The organism is Salinivibrio sp. IB868 (assembly GCF_001995655.1).
Classification (GTDB): domain Bacteria; phylum Pseudomonadota; class Gammaproteobacteria; order Enterobacterales; family Vibrionaceae; genus Salinivibrio; species Salinivibrio siamensis.
On record NZ_MUEW01000003.1, the window covers coordinates 69,264 to 89,011 of the forward strand.

Sequence of the window (19,748 nt, forward strand, 5' to 3'; positions counted from 1 at the left end):
ATGAAGCCGTTAACCGCGAGACAGCAACAAATCTTCGATTTGATTAAAGCCCACATTGAAGAAACAGGAATGCCCCCGACCCGTGCCGAAATCGCCCGTCAATTGGGTTTTCGTTCGGCGAATGCCGCAGAGGAGCATTTAAAAGCCTTGGCCCGTAAAGGTGTGTTGGAAATCATTCCAGGTGCATCACGTGGTATTCGTTTGATCAGTGAAGAAGAGGTGGTGACGCCGGAAGAGCAAGGACTGCCCTTAATTGGGCGTGTTGCTGCCGGTGAGCCGATGCTGGCGCAAGAGCACGTCGAAAGCCACTATCAGGTCGATCCTGCTCTGTTCAAGCCCAATGCTGACTTCCTACTTCGTGTCAATGGCATGAGCATGAAAGACATTGGTATTCTCGACGGTGATTTGCTCGCCGTCCACAAAACGCAAGATGTGCATAACGGCCAAGTGGTGGTTGCCCGTGTCGATGATGATGTGACGGTTAAACGGCTTGAGAAGAAAGGCGCACAAGTGGTACTTCATGCTGAAAACGATGAATTTATGCCAATTTCGGTGGATTTGACCGCACAATCGCTGACGATTGAAGGCGTTGCTGTGGGGGTGATCCGCAATACCGACTGGATGTGATCTTGACCGTGGCGGGCGATAGCGTCCGCCATTGGAACGCGGTTAAAAAAACACCTTTGCATTCTTGCTCAGTTAAACGATAATTATTATCATCAGTGATTATCGTGTGTGGAGGTGTCCGTGCGTACACAACAGCATTCTGTTCCCAGTAAGCTATTTAAGCCAATGTGGCTGCGCAGTCGTGAGAGCCTGACTGACGACGGCGTGATCTATGATCCCATGGCGGCGGCTGCCTGCCAGGGGTGCGTGTTGCAGCCTGAATGCGATTGGCACAACCTAGATCAAACCCAGCTGCTTTATGCCACGCTTACCAGTCAATGTGACGCGATTGTAAAACAATTCTTAGCCCAGCATCCCACTGCGTGGATTATTAACGTGGGTGGCGGACTCGATACCCGTTTTTATCGACTAGATAACGGTCGCTGTCGCTGGTTGGAAGTGGACGTAGACGAAACCCTGCTCTGGCGAGAGCGCTTGTTTCATACCAGTGAGCGTTTTCGCATGGTGCAAGGCTCGGTCAAGCAGCTTGATTGGCTGGCGCAGTTGGCGGTGCCGGCAGGTCATCCCACCATGCTGATTTGCGATCAAGCCTTGTTAGAGTGCACTAACCAAGAAATTTCTGCCTTTTGCCACCACATTAGCCGTTATTTCCCTCAACTTGAGGCTTGCTTGGTCTTAGCGGGAGATAAATGTCATACCCGAATGGGTCAAAAACTCGGCTGTGAGCACTATCAACATGGGTTCACCGACCCCAGAATGGCGATTATTAATGCGTTACCTTGGGCGTGTCGCGTGGAAGAAAAATCTCCGCTCGATAAGCCGTGCCCACGGTGGCGTCTATGGCAGCGTGCACTGGCCGCGATGCCTCGCTATCGCCTCCGCTTTACGCCGGTGGTGCTACATATCGAAATCTGATGCCATGGCGGCCCCCTGCTTACTGTGTTGAGCATCAGTATGTGCTTGGCATCACAATCTTTTTCCCTCTGTTTTTTTGTCCTTTGGGCAAACCTCTCCTAAATTGAATGTAAATAAAACGTTAATGGTTGTGACCAGCTGTATCGAGGTTTTTCCTTAACGACGGCTTGCTGATATCGCTACTCTGACCGCTATAACAGCGTGCGACGTTGATATGTGGCGACAAGCAGTAAGGCTTTGCATTGATGCCGTGAGGCAGGAGGGAGCCGTGCTGAGGCACCAAAGACGAATCCTAGCGCTGAGTTTAACAATGTTCAGTGGCGGTGCAGTAGCCACAGAGCGCGAAGGCTGGAATCTCACCCAAGGGGTGACGGCCATCAGCCAGCAGGTGTATGACCTGCATATGACCATTTTCTACATCTGTGTCGCGATTGGCGTACTGGTGTTTGGGGTGATGTTTTGGGCCATCATCCGTCACCGTAAATCCAAAGGCGCGAAGCCTGCCTCATTTCATGAAAGTACCAAGGTAGAAATTGCGTGGACGCTCGTGCCGTTTTTAATTTTGGTGGGTATGGCGATTCCGGCCACCCAAGTGCTACTCGATATGGAAGACACCACTGAGCCGGACCTCACAGTGCAGGTAACGGGATCACAATGGAAGTGGCATTACCGCTATTTTGACCATGACGTTGCCTTCTTTTCACTGCTTGCCTCAAGTCCTGAACAAATCCGCAATGAGAGACAAAAGCGGGACACCTATTTGCTCGAGGTCGATCAGCCACTGGTGTTGCCAGTTGGGCGTAAGGTGCGCTTTTTGATTACTTCGCAAGATGTGATTCATTCGTGGTGGGTGCCTGCCTTTGCGGTGAAAAAAGATGCTAACCCCGGCTTTATCAATGAGGCGTGGACCAAAATTGATAAGCCCGGCATTTATCGCGGCCAATGTGCAGAGCTGTGCGGTAAAGACCACGGCTTTATGCCGATTGTGGTGATCGCCAAGCCTCAAGAGGAATTTGATGCTTGGGTGCAAAAAACGGCCCTAGCGCAGCAGAAAGCGCGCGAAGAAGAGCAACGCTTGCTGGACATGGAAATGCCGATGGATGAACTGATGGCGCTAGGCAAGCAGGTGTACGACAGCCGCTGTGGTATGTGTCACCAAAGCGAAGGACAAGGGATGCCGGGCGTGTTCCCTGCGTTGGCCGGCGCTGAGATTGCCACTCAGCCAGATAGATTGGTCGACCATATCGATATCGTCGTCAACGGCAAGGCAGGCACCGCCATGCAAGCGTTTGGTCCGCAACTGTCGCTCAAAGAATTGGCGGCGGTGGTGACCTACGAGCGCAATGCGTGGGGCAATGACACCGGTGATACCGTACAAGCTGCGCAAATCAACGCGGTGAAGTCAGGTGAAGATCTTTAGGAGCGCGTGATGACAGATACTACCCCAGATACCTTGCATGACGATCATCACCATAAACCGCGTGGGATCATGCGTTGGGTGTTGACCACCAACCACAAAGATATTGGCTCCATGTATCTGATTTTCAGCTTCACCATGTTTTTACTGGGTGGGGCGATGGCGATGGTGATCCGCGCTGAGCTTTTTCAGCCCGGCCTGCAACTGGTTGAGCCTAACTTTTTCAACCAAATGACCACAGTACACGGCCTGATCATGGTGTTTGGCGCGGTGATGCCCGCGTTTACCGGTTTGGCTAACTGGATGGTGCCAATGATGATAGGAGCGCCGGACATGGCGCTGCCACGGATGAATAACTGGAGCTTTTGGATCCTGCCGTTCGCGTTCTTACTGCTTATTGGCTCGTTGTTTATGGAAGGTGGCGGCCCTAACTTTGGCTGGACGTTTTACGCACCGCTGTCGACCACTTATAGCCCAGACAGTACCGGCCTGTTTGTGTTTGCCCTGCATATTATGGGGATAAGCTCGATCATGGGCGCTATCAATGTGATTGTCACCATCACCAATATGCGCGCGCCGGGCATGACCTACATGAAAATGCCGCTGTTTGTTTGGACTTGGCTGATCACGGCCTTTTTGTTGATTGCGGTGATGCCGGTGTTGGCAGGGGCCGCCACCATGGTGCTTACCGATAAATACTTTGGCACCAGCTTTTTTGATGCCGCGGGGGGCGGCGACCCGGTTTTGTTCCAGCATATTTTCTGGTTCTTTGGTCACCCCGAGGTCTACATCATGATTTTGCCAAGCTTTGGCATTATCTCGGCAATCGTCCCTGCGTTCTCGCGCAAGCGCCTGTTCGGCTATAGCTCGATGGTGTATGCCACCGCCTCGATTGCGGGGTTAAGCTTTTTAGTATGGGCGCACCATATGTTCACCACCGGGATGCCGGTGTTTGCCGAATTATTTTTCATGTTCTGTACCATGCTGATCTCTGTGCCCACTGGGGTGAAGGTCTTTAACTGGGTCGCCACCATGTGGCGGGGATCCTTGACCTTTGAAGTGCCCATGTTGTTTGCGATTGCCTTTATTGTCTTGTTCACCATCGGCGGGTTTTCTGGCTTGATGCTGGCGATCACCCCAGTCGATTTTCAGTATCACGACACCTATTTTGTGGTCGCACATTTCCACTATGTACTGGTCTCGGGCGCGGTATTCTCGATTATGGCCGCGGCTTACTACTGGCTCCCTAAGTGGACGGGCCATATGTTTAATGAAACCTTGGCCAAGTGGCACTTTTGGTGTTCGGTGATTTCGGTCAATGTGCTTTTCTTCCCCATGCACTTTCTGGGGCTGGCGGGGATGCCGCGCCGGATCCCCGATTATGCCCTGCAGTTTGCTGACGTAAACGCCATTGTCAGCATCGGTGGCTTTGCCTTTGGTTTATCGCAACTCATCTTCTTGGTCGTCGTGGTTAAGTGCGCGCGTGGTGGCGCCCCAGCGGCTGCCAAGCCTTGGGATGGCGCTGAAGGGCTAGAATGGACCGTGCCATCGCCCGCACCGTATCACACCTTTGAGACACCGCCTGATCTCAAGGAGGTGCGAGATGGCCACTAAATCAACCCGCTCCGCTCGTCGATTATTGTTGTTAGCGGTGGCCATGTTTGGCTTTGCGTTTGCCTTAGTGCCTTTGTACGACGTGTTCTGTGAGGTGACAGGGATCAACGGCAAAACCGATAACGAGGCGGCCGCATCCAGTGCGGGCATTGACCAAGACCGCTTGGTGACCATTGAGTTTATCGCCTATATCAACCCGGGGATGCGCTGGACGTTCGAGCCCCAAGTCAACCAGATGAAAGTGCACCCGGGTGAGACCCACACGATTAATTATCTCGCAACGAACAACGCACGCTATGACACCATTGGCCAAGCCGTGCCTTCGGTCTCGCCGGGTTTAGCCGCACAGTACTTAAACAAAATTGAATGCTTTTGTTTTAACCGTCAGCCATTGCCGCGTGGCGAGGATGCCTCTTTACCGCTGATCTTTTACGTGGATCCTGAGTTGCCGGACGATATTAACCACTTAACGCTGGCTTACACCTTGTTTGATGTGACTGCCAGCGCCAAGGAATAAGGAGGCGATCATGGCGACGCCTGAACGTTATTATGTCCCTGCCGCGAGTATTTGGCCGATCGTGGGTGCGGTGGCGCTGTTTTTGATTGCCGCTGGTGCAGGTGCCACGGTGGGCGGTTTATTTGGTGGCAACGGTCCTTGGCTGTTACTGGCTGGCACTGTGCTTATTTTGATTATGCTCACTGGCTGGTTTCGCGACGTGATCCGCGAATCCATGCAAGGGCTTTACTCAGCGCAAATGGACCGTTCTTTTCGCCAAGGAATGAGCTGGTTTATTTTCTCTGAGGTAATGTTTTTTGGTGCCTTCTTCGGCGCGCTCTTTTATGCCCGCTTTATCGCCGTCCCTTGGCTGGGTGGTGCGAGCAATAACGCGATGACCGCGGCGGTGCTGTGGCCAGATTTTGTCGCCCAGTGGCCGTTGACCCTCACGCCTGGAGGGATTGAAACCACTGCGATGCCGGCAATGGGACTGCCCTTACTTAACACGCTGATCCTACTCACCTCATCGGTCACGCTCCATATTGCCCATACCGCGATTGAAAAAAATCAACGTGAGCGATTGAAAGGCTTTTTACTGGTAACGGTGCTGCTTGGGGCGCTGTTTATGTTCTTTCAAGGCGAAGAGTATGTGCACGCCTATCAAGAAATGAATCTGCGTCTCGACTCCGGGGTGTATGGCAATACCTTCTATTTATTAACCGGCTTTCATGGCCTACACGTGACCTTGGGTACCATTATGCTGTTGGTGGTGTGGCTGCGTGTGATGCGTGGGCATTTTAGCCCTGAACATCACTTTGGCTTTCAAGCCAGTGCGTGGTATTGGCACTTTGTCGATGTGGTCTGGCTATGCCTGTTTGTCTTTGTGTATATCTTGTAGCTCAGTAAGGGCGCGGGTTGGGGGCAATCCAGCCCATGGATAGCGCAATCAGCAATAACACGAAGACAACCACGGAAAACAGCACACGCCGACCGAGATAACGTGACAAAGGCACAGCGCTATCGCCTTTTAGTAGCACGGGCAAGGCACGGAAGAGATTAAACAGAATAAAAATCAGTAAACAAATCAGAATGACTTTGACCAACATAAGCGCTCCTTAGCGCAATAGGTAATCATGAAACAAGGACGGCGAATGGGGTTTCTGATATTGACTGTGGTTGTGGTCTTGCTGCTCGTCAAGTTAAGCCATTGGCAATGGACGCGTGGCGAGCAAAAAGCCCAACATCTGGCACAGTTTGAGGCCAATCAAGCACCAGGTTCACTCGCAAGCGCGGTGCAAAAAGGGCAATTTCTGGCGATCGATGGCCAGTTTCGCCCCGAGTTTGCCGTGTGGCTCGATAATCAGACCCACCAAGGTCGCGTAGGCTATCGCCTTTTTCTTCCCTTCATTCCAAACCAGCAGCCATCGCGATGGTGGCTGGTGGAATTGGGTTGGGTGGCCGCGCCTGCTGTGCGTGCCTTGCCGGCGGTACCCGCGTTGGCGTCGCGCTATCAGCTGTCTGGCTTTATTGATACACCATCTAAGCGGGTGGTGCTCAAGAAAGAAACGGCATCGCATAAGTGGCCCGCTCGGGTGCAGCGCATTGACTTACAAGCACTTAAGGCTCAAATGCCCGCGCTGGAGGCGCAGTGGTTGATACGGGCAGAAAAACTGGTGGATGTGACCACGCCGAGCACAGATGCCTTGGCGCAAGCGGGGGTGACACCGGTGTGGCAGCCGGTGGTGATGCCGCCAGTAAAACATTATGGCTATGCCTTTCAGTGGGCGTTAATGGCGCTCGCGGTCAGTATTGGCGCGGGCATCTGGTGGTACAAAACTAAACAGAGGGAAGCGGTGTGAAAGGACGCATGACGCTCGTGGCTTTGATTGGCATCTTTGTCCTGCCCGTGGTGGTGGCGAAATTGGTGTTGGAGCAAAGTTGGTATGAAAAAGGGGTCACCAATTACGGACAGTTTCTCACTGAGCCGGCGACCTTGAATTGGTTACCTGAGCAAGGCCAGTGGCGGTTGATTTATCGGGTGCCAGAGCAATGTGACTCTGTGTGCGAGCAAGCGCTGTTTCAGTTAACACAAATTCCGATTGCGGTCGGCAAAGAGCGCGATCGGGTCAGTAGCGTGGCACTGACGAGCTCCGCCCCGAAAGCGCCGGAGGTACTGACATGGCAAACCCTGACCACAGAGCAAGCGCGGGCATGGCAGCAGCAAGCGTTTGATAAAAATACCATCTATCTTAGCGATCCGATGAATAATGTGGTGCTGGCCTATCCGGTCAGTGATGATAAAACGAAGTGGGTCGCGCAAGGCAAAGGCTTGTTACGCGACCTCAAACGGCTCCTTAAATTGTCAAAGGTAGGCTGATTATGGCAACGCGTCGCTACCAACTCGCCGTTTTATCGACACTGATACTGGCTGTGCTGGTGGTCGGCCTCGGCGCGTTTACCCGTCTTACTGAAGCGGGGCTTGGCTGCCCAGATTGGCCCGGATGCTATGGCCATTTGGCCGTGCCCGCCAGTGAAAGCGCGCAATCGGTCGCCATGTCGCGTTTCCCAGATGCGCCCATTGATATCAACAAAGCGTGGAATGAAATGCTGCACCGCTACGTGGCCGGCACCCTCGGGCTGGCGATTTTTGCGTTGGCCTGGATCAGCTGGCGACGTCCTGACTATCAGGCGTTCCGCGCTCTGACCACCTTGCTCAGTGTGGTAGTCATCGCGCAAGCCGCCCTAGGGATGTGGACGGTGACCTTAAGTTTAATGCCGGTGGTGGTGATGGCGCACTTACTCGGCGGTTTCACCACCGTATGCTTGCTGGTTTGGCTGGCGGCGGTGACAGGCGCATGCCGGTTGCCGGTGATTGCAATGTCGTCATCGGCGCGCCGCGTGGGCACTTTAGCTTTGGTGGCGGTGATTGTTCAAATCGGGCTCGGCGGTTGGACCTCCGCCAACTATGCCGCCACTGTGTGCACCCAGCTACCTATCTGCGAAAGCCCTTGGTGGCAGCTTTTCACCCCTTCCGCCTTTCATCCTGTCAGTCCGCTTAGCGACACCTATCAGTTTGGCGTGCTGAACCATGCCGAGCGGGTGACCATCCATGCCACCCACCGTCTTGGCGCCATGGTGGTCACCGTATTCGTGCTCGCTTGGGCATGGGTGCTGTGGCGTGCTGGGGGGCGCGCGCTGGCAATGACGGTGAGTGGTGTGTTGGCGATTCAAATTACGCTGGGGGTGACCAATGTGGTCGCATTACTGCCGCTGAGTGTGGCGGTGGCGCATAACCTCGGTGGATTGTCGCTATTGGCCACATTACTCCTCACTCGATTTTTATGTCTTTCACCGTCGACCCGACAAGGAGCCCGTGATGGCACAGTTTCAACGTACCGCTAGTGTTTCGACACCTGCTGGCGCCAATTGGCGTGATTATTACGAGCTGACCAAACCGCGTGTGGTTGCCATGTTGCTTCTCACCGCGTTGGTGGGCATGTGTTTGGCAACCCCCGGCTGGCCACCTTGGTCGGCGGTGCTGGTGGGATTATTTGGCATTGGTGCGCAAGCCAGTGCGGCGGCGGTGTTTAATCACGTTATCGATTGGAAAATTGATACGAAAATGCAGCGCACCCGCCATCGTCCCGTTGCTGAGGGGCGAGTCAGTCAAGGTGCCGCGTTGGCCTTTGCCGTGGTGCTGATGGTGAGCGGTTTTATTGCTTGCTGGTGGTTGAACCCGCTTACCGCCTGGTTAACGTTTGCCAGCCTGGTCGGGTATGCGTTGGTGTATACCCAGTGGCTTAAACCTGCGACCCCGCAAAATATCGTGATTGGCGGTTTGGCCGGTGCGATGCCGCCATTGCTTGGCTGGACCGCGGTGACCGGAGAGATCCACGCGCACGCGCTGCTGTTGGTGATGATCATTTTTACTTGGACGCCGCCGCACTTTTGGGCGTTAGCAATACATCGCCGCCATGACTATGCCAAAGCCGATGTACCGATGCTGCCTGTCACTCACGGGGTAGGGTTTACCCAAACCATGGTCTTGCTTTACACCCTACTGCTGGTCATCGTGGGCATTTTACCTTGGCTGACCGGGATGAGTGGTTGGCTGTATCTGGTGGGGGCGACCACCTTAAATCTGGTCTTTGTCGGCTATGCGTGGCGACTGAAAACCCAGTCGCAAAAAGGCATCGCGTGGCAGACCTTTAAGTTCTCGATATGGCATATCTTCGCGACCTTTGTGGTGCTCCTTGCCGACCACGCGTTGCGCTATTGAGAGGCTACTTTAGCCCTTGCGCCGACAACACGGTGGCTTTGTCGGCGACAAACGAGACTTTGATATGTTTACCATCGCCGCCCCATACACAGTGTGTTAAGCCCATGGTGTCGTCGCATTGGCTAGGCTCGCCAATGTGGCTCACAACCACGTCATAACTCATGCCCACTTCGAGCTGATCGTAGTTTTGCTTGGTCACTTTCGAGCAACCCGCTAGCAATACCACCAACACACAGGCAAAAAATACACGCATAACCTTTCCTTATTCACAGAGGTGATGAGCGCTAGTTAGCGCAGTGCAACTGGCGCAGTGCAACTGACGTCGTGTCACTGGCGCAATACAATGGCCGCTCGTCGATGAGATTGTCGCAATGGTACACTGCTGCACCCATAAGGGCTACCCAAGGATGTTATCGCTTGTCGATGCAATCGTGTTCTTTATCAAAAATAGACTATCTCTCAAACGCAGTGCAGATCATTTAAAATTCAAATCGAGGAAGTATGTGGCAGTCTTTAACCCAGCGTGAGCTTCACTGGCGGGTCTTATCGCTGGCTTTACCTATGGTGATCTCCAATATCACCGTTCCGTTATTAGGGTTAGTGGATGCCGCGGTGATCGGCCATTTAGACCATGCATGGTATTTAGGTGGTGTGGCGGTTGGCAGCACCATGATAAATGTCACCTTTTGGCTGTTGGGCTTTTTGCGTATGGCGACCACCGGGTTTACCGCGCAAGCCTATGGCGCGAGTGATAACCGTGAGCTGGCGGCGACCTTTGTGCGTGGGGCGACCTTAGCGTGCTTGCTGGCTGTACTGTTAATCGCACTGCATGTGCCTATTTTAGAGGGGGTGATGCACTTTAGTGATGCCAGCGCTGAGGTGAAACACTATGCGAGCCAGTATTTCTCCATTCGGATCTTTAGTGCACCGGCGACCTTGATGAACTTGGTGATCATGGGCTGGCTACTGGGGGCCCAAAATGCGCGCCAGCCGATGTGGCTACTGATTGTGGTTAACAGTGCCAATATTATCCTTGATCTGCTGTTTGTGGTGGGCCTCGATATGAAAGTCGAAGGGGCCGCAGCGGCCAGTGTGGTTGCCGATTATCTCGGCCTCATCCTGGGGCTCTATTTTGTCAAAGGTATCTGGCAGTCGCGTCAGTTACCGACCGTTCGGTCGGTGTTTGAGCGCGGGCTGACTGGGATGAGCCGCTTGCTAAAGCTTAATCGAGACATCTTTTTACGTAGCCTTAGCTTGCAGTTGGCGTTTACCTTCATGACCTTCCAAGGGGCTACGCTTGGTGACGAGATTGTGGCCGCCAATGCGGTGTTGATGAGCTTTCTGATGCTGATTTCCTTTGCAATGGACGGTTTTGCTTATGCAATGGAGGCAATGGTCGGTAAAGCGATTGGCGCGCAGAGTAAGTCTGAGCTGTTAGTGTCACTCATAGGCAGCACTTTTTGGTCGTTGGTGATTTGCTTGGCGATCACGCTGGCGTTTGGTGTGGCAGGCCATCACATTATTGCGCTGATTTCCGATATCGAGGCGGTGCGTGACCAAGCGGCACGTTATTTACCTTGGCTGGTGGCCATGCCTTTGGTATCGATGTGGTGCTTTTTGCTGGATGGTATTTTTATTGGTGCCACGCGGGGTAAAGACATGCGCAATGGGATGTTTGTCGCCACCGCAGGTTTTTTTGCGGCATGGTGGTTAGCGCAAGGGTGGGGCAATCATGCACTGTGGTTAGCGATGCTTACTTTTATGGCGCTAAGAGGGCTCAGTCTTGCGGTGTGCTTTGTTTACCATTGGCGACGGGATAGCTTTTTTCACGTCACGCACTGAGGCTAATGAAAAAAAAACAGGCCATTTGGCCTGTTTTTGCGATAGGAGACGGCGTTTATTAGTAGTAAGAATGATCGCCACGGGCATGCTCAGTCACATCACGCACGCCGTTTAACTCGCCGCTAAACTCAGCCAGCAACTGCTTTTCGATCCCTTCTTTTAGGGTAACGTCCACCATCGAGCAGCCATTACAGCCGCCACCGAATTGCAAAATCGCAACCGCATCATCGGTGATTTCTATCAAGTTCACATGGCCGCCATGGCTGGCAAGCTGTGGGTTAACTTGGCTTTGAATCACGTAATCAACCCGCTCCATCAAGGGGGCATCGGAGGCGACTTTACGCATTTTCGCATTCGGTGCTTTCAGCGTCAGCTGTGAACCCATTTTATCGGTGACAAAGTCGATTTCCGCTTCGTCTAGAAATGGCAGGCTCATTTCATCGATAAAGGCAGAAAAGCCGTTGAACTTAAGTTCGGTATCGCTGCTTTCTATCGCTTCGGGTGGGCAATAAGAAACACCGCACTCGGCGTTTGGCGTGCCTGGGTTAACCACAAACACGCGAATATTGGTGCCCTCGGGCTGCTGCTCAAGCAGCTTCACAAAGTGGCTTTGTGCATTTTCTGAAATATTGACTTCTGACACGACAAATACCTGACTAATCCAGTGTGTTTTATACAGTGTACTCCGGTTTGCGTTGGCTATCACCCCTTGAAGCATGTGGCTACTTTATGAGCATGGATAGCACGCTTTCCGTTAGGGTAGATCGGTACGTGCCAAACAGTAAATATCGATCGTTTCTGCTCCCGCACGGCGTAATAACCGGCACAGTTGTGACACCGTTTGTCCAGTCGTGACCACATCATCAACAATCGCCACATGCGAACTTGGCAGCTCGCCCCTGATCGCAAACGCATATTTCAGATTAGAGAGCCGCGCCTGTCGGCTTAAACCTTGTTGTGGCGCAGTATGGCGATGTCGGACTAAAACGTTATCGACAACTTGAGTATCAAGGTGGTCGGCTAGCGCCCAAGCTAAATGCACACTTTGATTAAAGCCGCGTTGCCAGCGACGCCGCCAATGCAGAGGGACAGGAAGCAGCACGGGAGCGGGATGAAGGATACGCTCGCTTAACTGGCGTGCAAATGGCAAGGCCAACTCGAAGGCCTGCTGGTATTTGAATGCATGGACAAGTTGCGGCAAGGGATCATGGTAAGCGCTGATGGCAAACAGGTGATCCCACGCCGGTGGGTGGCTCAGGCAGGCACCGCATCGCGCTTGGGAGTCGGTCACCGGCAAACCGCAACACTGGCAAAGATGATATTGATAGTGGGCGTCCCAGCATGCGTCGCAACACAAAGCCTGTGTGGCCCCCACCGACGTGGTCGCCAGTGATAAGTGGCAAACAGGGCATTGCAAGGGCAAGATCTTGCCTCTCCAATGGGTCAGCCAACGCGTCAAGCGCCGTGGGTTGATTGCTGGTATCATAGGCACCTTGATTGAAAAGCAACCAAGGCAGTGTAAAGCATGGCGTTATGTGATTGGCAATCTTATGGTCAAGGCCCCGATCTGGTTCTCATTCACGGCTGGGGGATGAACAGTGCTGTTTGGTCGCTGTTACTGCCTTACCTGACCGCGCATTACCGTGTTCACTGTGTTGACCTACCAGGTTTCGGCCACAGCGCCCACCAACCGGATCTTAATATAGAGAAACTGGCACAACTGTTGCTTAAAGAATCACCAGCGCATGCAACTTGGATCGGTTGGTCGCTGGGCGGGTTAGTCGCCACACAGGCGGCATACTTATCGCCACAGCGTATGAGTGGTTTAGTCACCGTGGCCAGTTCACCCAAGTTTGTTGCAGAGCCAGGATGGCGCGGAATCAAGCCGGCAGTATTGACCGACTTTGCCGACCAACTTGAGCGTGATTTTTCGCAAACGGTGGAGCGCTTCATGGCGCTGCAAGCCATGGGGTCACCCACGGCGAGAAAAGATGTGAAAGCGCTCAAACAAGCGGTGTTTTCGCGGCCGGCGCCCGACCCTCGTGCTTTGGCAGATGGATTGTCGATGCTGGCAACCACAGATCTTCGCCAACATTGTGAGGCGATCACTGTGCCTTGGTTACGGTTATACGGGCGGCTAGACGGTTTGGTGCCTGCGTCGGTGGCGGAAGCGGTGTCTGCGTTGGCGCCTCACTCACAATGCGAGGTATTAGCACACAGTGCTCATGCCCCCTTTGTGACGGAGCCTGACGAAGTGGTGGACAAGCTACTTGCCTTTTTAGGCAAAAACTTGCCGCCCAAATAGTGTGCGCGGATCGTTTTTTGGTAGAATTGACTAAATCCTGTCATGGTTCTGCCGATAAGTTAACTATGTCACTTGCTCTGACATTAGGAGAGACCATAATGAACGTAGGTAACGTTGGGCAGTCTCAGGCGTATCATCAACAAACGATGAAGCCAAAAGCGCCGACACAGCCGCAACAAAATGCGGACAACGCGGCCAAAGATACGAAAGAAGCGAAGCCTGTTGAAAAGCTTTCTGCTGCTGAGGCAGCAAAAGAAAGCAAAGATGTGAAAGCAGCGAAAAACGCTGAAGGTGTTAAAAAGCCAGAAGAGAAATCATCGGTTGAATCCTTTACCTATGGTGCGTTGGGCATGGACCACCCGGAAAAAGTGAAAGAAAACGATGATACGGCCTATAGTGCGGGACAATTTTTGTCTGCGTTGGGCACAATAGGCACCATACTCGCGGTTGTCGTCTAAACTATAAGGAGACGAGGCCGCACTGACAATTAGGCCTTCAGCTGATGTTGGGAGGTAGCATCAGATGAATATATCGCCAGCAAGCGTCAGTATCCCAACTGTCGCGCCATCGGTGAACCCGCCAACCGAGCAAGTTGCGCGGGACAATCGCATGCGCGAAAAAATCGTCCCCACCAAGCAAGCCCCAGAGCCAGAACACGGCAAAGCGGCCACCGATCAAGGCAAGCAGCTCGGCCGCTCATCTTGGGATCCGTCACAGCACCCTAACTATTCGCTCGACTACAGTCGCGAGTCTTTGTCTGACGCTGATTACGATGGGGCGAACATTGCCGGTCGTGTCGACGCCATGGCACGTACCGAGCCTGGAGAGCAAGCACGTAAAGACAACGGCTACCCGCTGGGGTTGAAAATGCCGGAAGAAGTGCTTGAAAAAGTGGAAGAGCTGAAAAGGTTCGAGCAAACGCGTGCAGTCGTCGCCATGCGCTATCAGCAAGCGACCGTGGCGAATATGCCCTCAGAAGTGCTGATCGTGATTTAAGCGCTTTCCGTTGAGCCGATTGACGTCAAAGCCCCGCGTATTATCGCGGGGCTTTTTGCTTGGCTAAGAGCGCTTGGCGCGGGCAAAGGCATCCGCCATGCTGCCCATTGTGGCGGGTTTTTCCTGGCGCTTTTTCGGACTTTTCTCACGCTGCTTAGGGGCGGCAACTGTGGTTTCGCTCGCGGCTGGGGTATCGTCGAGGCGCATCGATAACCCAATGCGTTTGCGCGGCGCATCCACCTCCATGACTTTCACTTTCACCACATCACCGGCTTTCACCACGTCGCGGGGATCGCTAATAAAGCGGTTTGATAGGGCGGAGATGTGCACGAGGCCATCTTGGTGGACGCCGATATCGACGAATGCGCCAAAGTGCGTGACGTTAGTGACCACGCCTTCGAGTTGCATACCTGGTTTTAAGTCACTGATCTGATTCACGCCCTCGGCAAAGGTGGCGGTTTTAAACTCAGGACGCGGATCGCGGCCCGGCTTGGCCAGCTCGTTCAGTACGTCGGTGACCGTGATCTGTCCAAAGGCCTCGGTGGCATAATCGCTTGCGTTTAAGCTTTGTAGCATACCCGAATTGCCCACCAAGGCATCGATGGCCTTGCCGGTCTTTTGGGCGATTTGTTTAACCAAAGGGTAGGTTTCTGGGTGGACACCTGAGCGATCCAGCGGGTTAGCGCCATCCATCACCCTTAAAAAGCCAGCGCATTGCTCATAGGCTTTCGGGCCAAGGCGCGGCACTTTCAGCAGTGTTTTACGATCGCCAAATCGGCCATTTTCATCGCGAAAGGCAACAATGTTTTGTGCCATGGTTTGGCTAAGGCCTGCCACCCGGGTGAGAAGTGGTGCGGACGCGATATTTAGATCAACCCCTACGGCGTTCACACAGTCTTCCACCACGGCATCGAGCTTTTTGGCAAGCTGACTTTGAGAGACATCGTGCTGATACTGACCGACGCCAATCGATTTAGGATCAATTTTAACCAGCTCGGCGAGGGGGTCTTGCAAGCGACGGGCAATGGAAACCGCGCCACGTAGCGAGACATCGAGATCGGGAAACTCATTGGCTGCCAGCTCTGACGCCGAATAAACCGAGGCACCGGCTTCACTGACCATCACGGTTTGAATGCTTAAGTCGGCTTGCTTGAGCATGTTGGTGACAAAGTGTTCCGTTTCACGCGAGGCGGTGCCATTGCCGACGGCAATCAAGTTCACGCCATGGCGATCAATAAAACGGCGCAGGGTTTTGCTTGCCCCTTCAATATCGTGTTTAGGCGCGGTGGGATAAATCGTGGCGGTGTCGAGCAGTTTGCCCGTGCCATCCACCACCGCCACTTTACAGCCGGTACGTAGGCCTGGGTCTATCCCCATGGTGCAGCGAGGGCCAGCCGGTGCAGCCATCAATACATCTTTTAAGTTCGCCGCAAACACATCAATGGCATCATTTTCCGCGCGCTCTTTCAGATTGGCCATGAACTCTGTCTCGAGGTGCATCAAGATTTTTACCCGCCACGCAAAGGCAATCACCTGCTTGCGCCAACGGTCAGCCGGTGCGGTGCCTAAAGACAGCTGGTAATGCTGAGCAATCATGGTTTCGCATACGCTTTGCTTGCTGTCTGGTGCTTGGTCGGGGTCGGCAACCAGCGCCAGCTGCAGTACGCCTTCATTGCGACCACGTAGCATCGCCAGCGCGCGGTGAGAGGGCACTTTGGCAATCGGCTCTTGGTGGGCAAAGTAGTCTTTGAACTTTGCCCCTTTCTCTTCCTGACCCGCAATCACAGTGGCGCGTAGCACCGCATATTGCTTAAGGTATTGGCGCAGCGCCTCAAGTAAGCTCGCATCCTCAGCGAGGCGTTCCATCATGATGGCGCGGGCCCCCTCGAGTGCCGCTTTGGTATCGGCGACGCCCTTTTCAGCATTGATGTATTGCTCGGCAAGCGTGTCAGGGTCGTGCGAGGCATCTTGCCATAAGGTGTCGGCCAAGGGGGCGAGGCCGGCTTCAATCGCGATCTGTCCTTTGGTTCGGCGCTTGGGTTTGTAAGGCAGATAGAGATCTTCTAGGCGGTTTTTACTCTCCGCGGCGAGAATATCGCGGCGCAGGCTCTCGGTGAGTTTGCCTTGTTCGTCAATCGATTTGAGGATGGTGTCGCGCCGGGCATCCAATTCGCGAAGATAGACCAATCGCGTTTCTAGGGTACGCAACTGCGAGTCATCCAGGCCCTGGGTCGCTTCTTTACGATAGCGAGCGATAAAAGGGACAGTGTTACCATCGTCAAGCAGCTCAACCGCTGTCTTAACTTGACCTGGTGCGACATTGAGTTCGTGCGCCAGGGTTTGTGTAATGGATGTGTGCATGTGTTTCCTTTTCTCTACAAGCACGGCAGGGGATACCCTGCCAAGGGATAGCATTTTTGACCGCGATGGAGGCGAAGGTTCCCTCCGTGATTACTGAGCGTCGGTGTCATTGGGCTTTGGGTAGGTAATGGTATTCACAAACCACTGCTTTTCACCTTCAGGGGTTGAGACCACCACTTCGTCATCAACGGCTTTTTTTAATAGCGCCCGCGCCATAGGGGCATCGATAGAAATGTAATCTTTACGTTCATAAATCTCATCAGGGCCAACGATTCGAAATTGCTTGGTGTCGCCGGCCTCGTTTTCTATTTCCACCCAGGCGCCAAAAAAGACCCGTCCTTCTTGTTCTGGCGCGTAATCAACAATGGTTAAGTCATTGAGGCGTTTGCGCAGATAACGGACGCGACGGTCAATTTGACGTAACAGCCGCTTATTGTAGGTGTAGTCAGCGTTTTCTGAGCGATCACCTAAACTGGCGGCCCAGCTGACAATTTTGGTCACTTCTGGGCGTCGTTCGTGCCACAGGTAATCGTGCTCGGCTTTGAGCGCGTTAAACCCCTCTCGGGTCACCAATTTGGTTTTCACGTTACCTCTCCTTTCGCTAGCCATTCGGCGTCGCGCGATATAACCTTGTTCAGGAAACTACAAGAAGCGGACAAGCTTGTCGAGGCAACACTCGGTAACAATTTACTCCGCATGTGGTGACAGACAAACACGCGGTCTGACATTCAATTGTGGCAAAATTCAGTATGATATAAGTGACGGTCAATCCATGGCCGGGCAACGATCAGCATTGAGGGCTTAGCATGCAAGAGAACTATAAAATTCTAGTGGTGGATGATGATATGCGTCTGCGCTCGCTACTGGAACGCTACCTGACCGAGCAAGGTTTTCAGGTACGCAGTGTGGCCAATGCCGAGCAAATGGATCGCTTACTCGCGCGTGAAGCCTTTCACCTGATGGTACTGGATCTGATGTTGCCGGGTGAAGATGGCCTGTCTGTGTGTCGCCGTTTGCGTCAAGCGAATAACCAGTTGCCGATTTTGATGCTGACCGCCAAGGGCGATGAGATTGACCGCATTGTTGGCTTAGAGGTGGGTGCCGATGATTACTTGCCCAAGCCTTTTAACCCGCGTGAACTATTGGCGCGGGTACGGGCGGTATTGCGCCGGCAGACCATTGAAGCGCCAGGCGCGCCGAGTGCAGACTCAACCACGGTGACCTTTGGCGAGTTTCGCCTCAACTTGGGCACGCGAGAAATGTTTCGCAATGATGAGCCCATGACGCTCACATCTGGCGAGTTCGCGGTGCTTAAAGCCTTGGTGACCAATGCGCGAGAGCCTTTGTCACGTGATAAGCTGATGAACATGGCGCGTGGCCGTGAGTATTCGGCAATGGAGCGCTCTATTGATGTGCAAATTTCGCGGTTGCGCCGCATGATAGAGGAAGACCCGAGCAAACCGCGTTACATTCAAACCGTATGGGGGCTCGGCTACGTGTTCGTTCCGGATGGAGAGGTGTAGCGATGCGGATGTCACCGCGGACTAACTTTGCGCGTACCTTGTTTATCTTGGCTGGCTTATTAATTGCCAGCCAAGTTTTTTCTTATCTGACCATCGTCAATTATGCCTTACTGCCCAGCTTGCAGCAGTTCAACAAAATCTTGGCGTTCGAAGTACGCCTGATGCTGGAGGAAGACTGGTATCTTAAGGATGGTGAAGTCCTTCATCTTGGTGAACCTGTGCGGCGGCAGCTATTGGAGCAGATTGGTGTCACCTTGCATGCGCCCAACAGTGACCAAGCGGCGGCGTTTAAAGACGCGATGGAGATTGATTACTTAAGCGAGCACATCAGCAAAGAACTGGGCACGCAAACCGAAGTACGCTTGGTCAGTGGCGAAGACAGTTATGTGCTATGGCTGAAGTTTGACCAGATTGACGATTTTTTAATGCGGATCCCGCTGTCGGAACTGCATCAAGACGACTTTGCCCCTTTGTTTCAATACAGCTTAGTGATTGCCCTGTTGGTGATTGCGGGCGGGTGGCTATTTATCAAGATGCAAAACCGTCCACTCGTGGCTCTTGAGCGGGCGGCGTTAGATGTGGCGGATGGCCGTTTTCCCGATCCTGTCCCCCCGCGAGGGGCGTCGGAAATTCAGGCGGTGACGGTGGCGTTTAATAAGATGTCGGCCGGCATACGCAAACTCGAAGAAGACCGCGCTTTGCTGATGGCCGGGGTGAGCCATGATTTGCGCACGCCACTGACGCGCATTCGCCTTGCGACTGAAATGATGTCATCAGATGATGCCTACTTGGCCGATAGCATTACCGAAGATACCGAAGAGTGTAATGAAATCATCAACCAATTTATGGACTACTTGCGCGCGGTGCAGCAACAAGATCCTGATCCGGTTGATTTAGCCAGTATTTGCCGCGATGTGGCGAGTAATCAGCAGCAAGTCGGTGTCGATATTGAACTCGATTTAGGGGCGTTGCACGGAGAGTTATTTGCCAACTCGGTGGCCTTAAAGCGTGCGGTGACCAACCTGGTGGTCAATGCGGTGCGTTATGGACACGGTTGGGTCCGTCTCGGCTGTGGCAGCAATGCCGATCACACCTATCAGTGGGTGGAAGTGGAAGACAATGGCCCGGGGATCGATGCCAACTTAGAAAACTCGCTATTTCAACCCTTTACACGCGGCGACACCGCACGCGGTAGTGAAGGGACAGGCTTAGGGCTGGCTATCGTCAAACGCATTGTGGAACAGCTCCATGGTGATATTCGTCTTTCTTCACGTACTGAAGGCGGGCTGAGAATTCAAATGACGTTTCCCGTGGGCAATAAAAAATAACCCCTCGTGTGCGTGTGACCACGTTTTTAGCGGCGGAAGTCGCGG

22 protein-coding genes are annotated in these 19,748 nt (G+C 53.4%); 16 read left to right on the forward strand and 6 right to left on the reverse strand.

What is annotated here, in order from left to right; translation table 11 throughout:
* The 6 genes from lexA (at position 1) to BZG20_RS03865 (ending at position 5,967) form a co-directional block, all read left to right on the forward strand.
* Positions 1 to 627: a transcriptional repressor LexA gene (lexA, locus tag BZG20_RS03840; RefSeq protein WP_046074639.1), complete on the forward strand. Its 627-nt coding sequence runs from the start codon at positions 1 to 3 to the stop codon at positions 625 to 627.
* A 120-nt stretch (positions 628 to 747) separates the two neighbouring features.
* Positions 748 to 1,542, forward strand: coding sequence for a class I SAM-dependent methyltransferase (locus BZG20_RS03845; RefSeq protein WP_327294138.1), 795 nt, complete (start codon positions 748 to 750; stop codon positions 1,540 to 1,542).
* 310 nt (positions 1,543 to 1,852) lie between these two features.
* Positions 1,853 to 2,962 carry a cytochrome c oxidase subunit II gene (coxB, locus tag BZG20_RS03850; protein ID WP_077578179.1) on the forward strand — a complete coding sequence of 370 codons (1,110 nt, stop codon included), beginning with the start codon at positions 1,853 to 1,855 and terminating at the stop codon, positions 2,960 to 2,962.
* A gap of 9 nt (positions 2,963 to 2,971) precedes the next feature.
* Positions 2,972 to 4,573 (forward strand): cytochrome c oxidase subunit I, encoded by a 1,602-nt coding sequence (gene ctaD, locus BZG20_RS03855; RefSeq protein ID WP_077578180.1) that lies wholly within the window; start codon positions 2,972 to 2,974, stop codon positions 4,571 to 4,573.
* On the forward strand, positions 4,563 to 5,090 hold the full coding sequence (locus tag BZG20_RS03860; protein ID WP_046074642.1) for a cytochrome c oxidase assembly protein: 528 nt from the start codon (positions 4,563 to 4,565) through the stop codon (positions 5,088 to 5,090). Before ctaD ends, BZG20_RS03860 begins: the two co-directional genes overlap by 11 nt.
* A gap of 10 nt (positions 5,091 to 5,100) precedes the next feature.
* Positions 5,101 to 5,967, forward strand: coding sequence for a cytochrome c oxidase subunit 3 (locus BZG20_RS03865; protein ID WP_046074643.1), 867 nt, complete (start codon positions 5,101 to 5,103; stop codon positions 5,965 to 5,967).
* Between the two features lies 1 nt (position 5,968).
* On the opposite strand, the gene BZG20_RS03870 is transcribed toward BZG20_RS03865, so the two are convergent.
* Entirely contained in the window at positions 5,969 to 6,175 is a 207-nt protein-coding gene (locus BZG20_RS03870; protein WP_046074644.1) for a DUF2909 family protein, read from the reverse strand.
* Positions 6,176 to 6,220: 45 nt separating this feature from the next.
* Here BZG20_RS03870 and BZG20_RS03875 point away from each other — a divergent pair, with 45 nt between their 5' ends.
* The 4 genes from BZG20_RS03875 to cyoE are packed head-to-tail and all read left to right on the forward strand — an operon-like array spanning position 6,221 to position 9,348.
* On the forward strand, positions 6,221 to 6,928 hold the full coding sequence (locus BZG20_RS03875; RefSeq protein WP_052708054.1) for an SURF1 family protein: 708 nt from the start codon (positions 6,221 to 6,223) through the stop codon (positions 6,926 to 6,928).
* A complete protein-coding gene (locus BZG20_RS03880) occupies positions 6,925 to 7,446 on the forward strand; it encodes a hypothetical protein (protein WP_046074645.1) in 522 nt (173 codons plus the stop codon). Before BZG20_RS03875 ends, BZG20_RS03880 begins: the two co-directional genes overlap by 4 nt.
* Positions 7,447 to 7,448: 2 nt before the next feature.
* Entirely contained in the window at positions 7,449 to 8,471 is a 1,023-nt protein-coding gene (locus tag BZG20_RS03885; protein ID WP_077578182.1) for a COX15/CtaA family protein, read from the forward strand.
* Entirely contained in the window at positions 8,446 to 9,348 is a 903-nt protein-coding gene (cyoE, locus tag BZG20_RS03890) for a heme o synthase (RefSeq protein WP_077578183.1), read from the forward strand. Before BZG20_RS03885 ends, cyoE begins: the two co-directional genes overlap by 26 nt.
* A gap of 4 nt (positions 9,349 to 9,352) precedes the next feature.
* Here cyoE and BZG20_RS03895 read toward each other — a convergent pair whose 3' ends face one another.
* Positions 9,353 to 9,601, reverse strand: coding sequence for a lipoprotein (locus BZG20_RS03895; RefSeq protein ID WP_046074648.1), 249 nt, complete (start codon positions 9,599 to 9,601; stop codon positions 9,353 to 9,355).
* A 248-nt stretch (positions 9,602 to 9,849) separates the two neighbouring features.
* Here BZG20_RS03895 and dinF point away from each other — a divergent pair, with 248 nt between their 5' ends.
* Positions 9,850 to 11,190, forward strand: coding sequence for an MATE family efflux transporter DinF (dinF, locus tag BZG20_RS03900; RefSeq protein ID WP_077578184.1), 1,341 nt, complete (start codon positions 9,850 to 9,852; stop codon positions 11,188 to 11,190).
* A gap of 58 nt (positions 11,191 to 11,248) precedes the next feature.
* Here dinF and nfuA read toward each other — a convergent pair whose 3' ends face one another.
* Both nfuA and BZG20_RS03910 read right to left on the reverse strand, forming a co-directional pair.
* Complete coding sequence (gene nfuA, locus BZG20_RS03905; protein ID WP_046074650.1) at positions 11,249 to 11,833, reverse strand: Fe-S biogenesis protein NfuA; 585 nt, start codon at positions 11,831 to 11,833, stop codon at positions 11,249 to 11,251.
* A gap of 111 nt (positions 11,834 to 11,944) precedes the next feature.
* Positions 11,945 to 12,676, reverse strand: coding sequence for a ComF family protein (locus BZG20_RS03910; protein WP_077578185.1), 732 nt, complete (start codon positions 12,674 to 12,676; stop codon positions 11,945 to 11,947).
* Between the two features lie 39 nt (positions 12,677 to 12,715).
* Between BZG20_RS03910 and bioH the strand changes: the two genes are divergently transcribed.
* From bioH to BZG20_RS03925, 3 genes are all read left to right on the forward strand, one after another.
* Positions 12,716 to 13,495 carry a pimeloyl-ACP methyl ester esterase BioH gene (bioH, locus tag BZG20_RS03915; protein ID WP_077578186.1) on the forward strand — a complete coding sequence of 260 codons (780 nt, stop codon included), beginning with the start codon at positions 12,716 to 12,718 and terminating at the stop codon, positions 13,493 to 13,495.
* Between the two features lie 98 nt (positions 13,496 to 13,593).
* On the forward strand, positions 13,594 to 13,953 hold the full coding sequence (locus BZG20_RS03920) for a hypothetical protein (RefSeq protein ID WP_046074653.1): 360 nt from the start codon (positions 13,594 to 13,596) through the stop codon (positions 13,951 to 13,953).
* A 64-nt stretch (positions 13,954 to 14,017) separates the two neighbouring features.
* Positions 14,018 to 14,491 (forward strand): hypothetical protein, encoded by a 474-nt coding sequence (locus BZG20_RS03925; RefSeq protein WP_046074654.1) that lies wholly within the window; start codon positions 14,018 to 14,020, stop codon positions 14,489 to 14,491.
* 63 nt (positions 14,492 to 14,554) lie between these two features.
* Here the strand turns inward: BZG20_RS03925 and BZG20_RS03930 are convergent, their stop codons facing one another.
* Both BZG20_RS03930 and greB read right to left on the reverse strand, forming a co-directional pair.
* On the reverse strand, positions 14,555 to 16,852 hold the full coding sequence (locus BZG20_RS03930) for a Tex family protein (RefSeq protein ID WP_077578187.1): 2,298 nt from the start codon (positions 16,850 to 16,852) through the stop codon (positions 14,555 to 14,557).
* A 90-nt stretch (positions 16,853 to 16,942) separates the two neighbouring features.
* Positions 16,943 to 17,437, reverse strand: a complete 495-nt coding sequence (gene greB, locus BZG20_RS03935; protein ID WP_046074656.1) for a transcription elongation factor GreB — start codon at positions 17,435 to 17,437, stop codon at positions 16,943 to 16,945.
* A 221-nt stretch (positions 17,438 to 17,658) separates the two neighbouring features.
* On the opposite strand from greB, the gene ompR reads away from it, so the two are divergent.
* Together ompR and envZ are read left to right on the forward strand one after the other, a co-directional pair.
* Positions 17,659 to 18,375: a two-component system response regulator OmpR gene (gene ompR, locus BZG20_RS03940; protein WP_046074657.1), complete on the forward strand. Its 717-nt coding sequence runs from the start codon at positions 17,659 to 17,661 to the stop codon at positions 18,373 to 18,375.
* A gap of 2 nt (positions 18,376 to 18,377) precedes the next feature.
* A complete protein-coding gene (gene envZ / locus BZG20_RS03945) occupies positions 18,378 to 19,703 on the forward strand; it encodes a two-component system sensor histidine kinase EnvZ (RefSeq protein ID WP_077578188.1) in 1,326 nt (441 codons plus the stop codon).
* The last annotated feature ends 45 nt before the right edge of the window (positions 19,704 to 19,748 follow it).